This window comes from Streptomyces sp. UH6, assembly GCF_013421635.1.
Classification (GTDB): domain Bacteria; phylum Actinomycetota; class Actinomycetes; order Streptomycetales; family Streptomycetaceae; genus Streptomyces; species Streptomyces abyssomicinicus.
The window spans coordinates 1-3981 of record NZ_JACADT010000523.1 but is presented as its reverse complement, the minus strand read 5'-3'; the positions used below and the strand labels follow the sequence as shown (position 1 = coordinate 3981).

Sequence of the window (3981 nt, the reverse complement as noted above, 5' to 3'; positions counted from 1 at the left end):
GCACGGCGACAGCGGTGACGGGGGCGGGGCGCCGTCAGCCGCTGAACTGCCACCAGTTCACGTTGAAGAGGTAGCCGCTGCCGCCCGTGTACCGGAAGTACACGTCACGGGTGCCTCCGGCGCCGGTCACCGGGCAGGAGACGGTCGTCCAGTTCTGCCAGCCCCCGGTGCCCGGGACGGTGCACGTGCCGGCCAGGGGTCCGGTGGCGCTGTCCAGGCGCACCTCGATCCTGCCGCCCGCGGTGGCCGAGGCGACCCTGGCCTGGAAGGAGCGGGCACCGGAACCGAACGCCGCGCCCTTGACCTTGATCCAGTCACCGTTCTCGATGTAGCCGACGTTCAGGCCGCCCTCGGTGGACGTCTCGGTCTCGACGCCGGTGCCCCAGGCGATCGTCTCCGCCTCCTGCCGGACGTACGGGTTCAACGTGCCCACCTGCGGAGCCCCGGCCGAGGTCATGTTGATCGTCGGAATGGTGCCGTCGGCGTTGTAGGCGAACTTCTCCACGGCCACCGAGCGGGTGAATCCGCCACCGCCCGGAAGCGCGCCGTTGTGGTAGAAGAAGTACGAATTGCCGGCGAAGTCGACGATGCCCGGGTGGTTGGTGAAGCTGGAACCCTGCGTAGGCATGATCGTGCCCCGGTAGGTCCAGGGACCGGTGGGGCCGGGAGCGGTCGAGTAGGCGATGAACTCGGAGCAGCACGCCGCCGCGAACACCAGGTAGTAAAGGCCGTTGCGCTTGTGGACCCACGGCCCCTCCTCGTAGAGGGTGGGCCGCTCCGTGTTGCCGGTGCGGGTGCCGAAGCCCTGGGTGGTGAGGGGGATGCGGGTCGACGCCCCCGAGTAGGAGGTCATGTCGGCGTTCAGCCGCACGTACCAGAGGTTCGGGTTCCCCCAGTACAGGTACGCCTGGCCGTTGTCGTCGATGAACACGGTGGGATCGATCTCGCCGTTCTCCACCAGGGGACCTCCCAGGGCGTCCCTGAAGGGGCCGGTGGGCGAGTCCGCGACCGCCACACCGATGGCCATGCGGCCGGTGGCGCGGTTCTTCATCGGGGCGTACCAGTAGAACTTCCCGTTGCGTGCGACCACCTGGCCCGCCCAGGCGTCGGCGCTCGCCCAGCTGAACGTGGCGAGGCTCATCGGGGAGCCGTGATCGGTCCAGTTGGTCATGTCGGAGGACGAGTAGACCCGCCACTCCTTCATGGTGAACCAGGTGGAGCCGTCCTCGTCGTGGCCCGTGTACAGGTACACGCGGCCGTTGTGGACCAGGGGGGCCGGATCGGCCGTGTAGACGGTCTGGACGAGGGGGTTGTCCGCGTGGGCGACGGACGGCTGGAAGAGCGTCAGTAAGCACAGGAGGCTGATCACCCATGCGAGGCCGCGACGGGAGGCGGACCTTAAGCGGAGCGGTGACGGGCGCGACACGGTCGTCCTCTTTCGGTGGGGGCGGAGGCGGTGGGGGCGGGAGCAGTGGGGGGCGGGGGCGGCGCGGGAGCACGAGGCGGTGCGGGAGCAGACGTGCGGGCACGCGGCGGGTACGGCGTCGGCCGGGCACGGGGCGCCCTTCGGTGGTCACCCCGTCAGGTAGGGCTCCCCTTCTGGTTGCTCTGTCCGTCGCGGGGCCACAGGACGATCCGGCTGCCGTCGGCCGTGGCGGCTTCCTCGACGTCCAGGCAGAGGCCGGAGCCGGTCCCGTGCAGCCGTGAGGTCCGGCCGGCCGGCGTCGCGCCGCCGGACACGCGGAATACGGCGGCGCCGTGGGAGGGGACCGAGGCCGAGATCTGGCCGCCGCTCGTCGAGTCGGTGCCGGTGCACAGGTCGGCCAGAGTGAACGAGCCGCCGGCAGCCGAAGCTGTCCCACCCCGTCGGAGGGGTGAGGGCCGGACTGCCGGATGCCGCCCGCGCCTCGGGCACCTCGGGCGTGGCCACGAGGAGAGCCGGCACGGCGGCCGCGGTGGTGGGGAGCATGACGGTCGCCTGGGTAATCGTGCGGTCATCGTCTTCCCTTCGACGTCGATCGGCTCCGCCGACATGTGGCGCCGGCGAGGCGTCCGGGAATCGGTCCGTACCCGGCGGGGCGGCCGCTCCAAGGAATCGAACGGCTCCGTGGCATGCCGTGGTCCCGTCCGCAGGCGGTGTCGACTGCCGACGAGCCGGGTTGGGGGGCGAGTTGTCCGGCCCGTTGTTGTCGCTGACATGAGTCGTCAGCGATGGCGGCTTCCCCTGACTGCGGAAGCACACCGGCCTGCGCCGGACGTCGCTCGTTGTGTTGCGCATTGCCTCGGTGTGACGCAGGAGCCGGACAGCTCGATGCACACCGTGCCCCACCCCCAAAGAGGGCTGAGTGTCATCGAGCCGGTGGAGCGGATGGAACTGTGGCGCCCCCTGATTGTTACCGCTAACACCGGTCCGGTAGCCAGGCTCGTGCAGCGAAAATCATCGCCAGGCCGACAACAGAAGTCATTCCCCACCGCCGGAGAGGTTCGGCCGACGGCACATCTCGGAGCATGAGCGGAGCACTCCGCACAGCGTTGACCAGCATTTTTCCGCGCCTGCAGGCCATCGGAGCCGACGCCGGACCGACGCCTCCGCGGGGACGGGTCGACCACGGGTGAGCTGGGCTCTCCGGATCCGCCAACCTGTTCACCCGGCGTCGCCCTCGGTGGGGCCGCACGCTTCACCGGCGAGACAACGCGTGCTTCGTTCCGGCAAGTTGTTATCGCTAACACAACATCCTCATGCCATCGGTCGCTGGATGGACGCCGTTCCCGGGACCGGCCGTCAGGCGCTTGGACCCGCTCGGCCACGGCGGCGCTCCTGGGGCGGCGGGGCTCAGCCCTCGACGCCGGTGGCCGAGTGCGGCGCGCCCACCGGCTTGGACTCCGGACTGCCGCGCTGGCGCAGGTAGATGGAGAGGATGGCCATCGACGCCACCGCGAGCAGTTCGGACTGCCAGTTCTGCAGGGTGCGGCTCCAGAAGTCGGCCGAGGTGACATAACCGCCCCAGCCGACCGGCCCCTCCAGGGAGCGCAGCCGCTCCTCGTTGTAGGCGGCCGTTCCCGTGATCGACTGGGCGAGCCAGCAGAGCAGGAAGATGCCGCCCATCACCAGCCCCAGCGAGCGGGAGAACACCAGCCCCCGCCAGCCAGGGGCGGACGCCCAGCGCGGCGAGTCGTCCCGCGCGTGCGCACCGATGCGCTGTTCGCGGTCGCTCTCGGTGCCGGCGCGGCCGACCTCCTTGGACTCCGGCGAACCCCGCTGCAGCAGCCACACCGTGCCGAAGATGTAGAGGAAGAACTGCAGGTACTCCGACTGCCAGTTCTCCGTGACGTCCACCGCGAAGTCCGAGGACGAGGCGTAGGCGAGGAGGCCCACCGCGGGCAGCCCGGCGGCGACGAGGTCGTTGTTCATCTCGGCGCGGCCGGCCAGCAGCTGGCCGAACAGGGTCAGCAGGAAGCCGGCCAGGAACACCAGGCCGAGGCTGTTCTCGCGCAGGAAGCGCCCCGCGCGGCCGGCCGGCGTCATCGGCGTCTCATCGGCGTCTCATCGGTGCATCAGCCCCAGTGCGGTGAAGTACGCCAGCCCCGCGAAGATGATCAGCAGGGTCGCCGTGAACATCAGCCGCACGTCCGTCACCCGCCCTTGATGCCGCAGCGGTAGGGCTGGTCCCGGCGTGGCTCGCAGCCGGCGGCGGTCACCTTCCAGCCACCCGGGAACTGCGACAGGAAGAGGGTGTCGCCCTCCAGCACCACCCGCGCCCGGTCGCCCCAGACGTCCACGGCGCGCACCGCTCCGGCGGGCGGGAGGTCGTCCTCCTCGATGGCCTGCCGGATCGCCTCACGGCACCCGCTCTTCGCGGTCTCCTCCAGCTCGTCGCGGGTGCCCGGTGCGAGCGCGGCGCACAGCAGGGCGTGCCGGCCCGCCTCCCGGTCGAGGACGAACCGGGTGGCCTCGGCCTCCGCCGCGTCCCGCCGTTCCTC

General features: G+C 70.8%; 4 protein-coding genes. All 4 read right to left on the bottom strand.

What is annotated here, in order from left to right; genetic code table 11:
- Positions 1–34 precede the first annotated feature (34 nt).
- Positions 35–1369, bottom strand: coding sequence for a glycoside hydrolase family 43 protein (locus tag HW445_RS21240; RefSeq protein ID WP_308799624.1), 1335 nt, complete (start codon positions 1367–1369; stop codon positions 35–37).
- Positions 1370–1581: 212 nt separating this feature from the next.
- A complete protein-coding gene (locus tag HW445_RS21235) occupies positions 1582–1740 on the bottom strand; it encodes an RICIN domain-containing protein (protein ID WP_180222571.1) in 159 nt (52 codons plus the stop codon).
- Positions 1741–2833: 1093 nt separating this feature from the next.
- Complete coding sequence (locus HW445_RS21230) at positions 2834–3526, bottom strand: DUF6766 family protein (RefSeq protein WP_180222570.1); 693 nt, start codon at positions 3524–3526, stop codon at positions 2834–2836.
- Between the two features lie 107 nt (positions 3527–3633).
- On the bottom strand, positions 3634–3981 hold a 348-nt coding region (locus HW445_RS21225), incomplete at its 5' end, for a hypothetical protein (protein WP_257231203.1).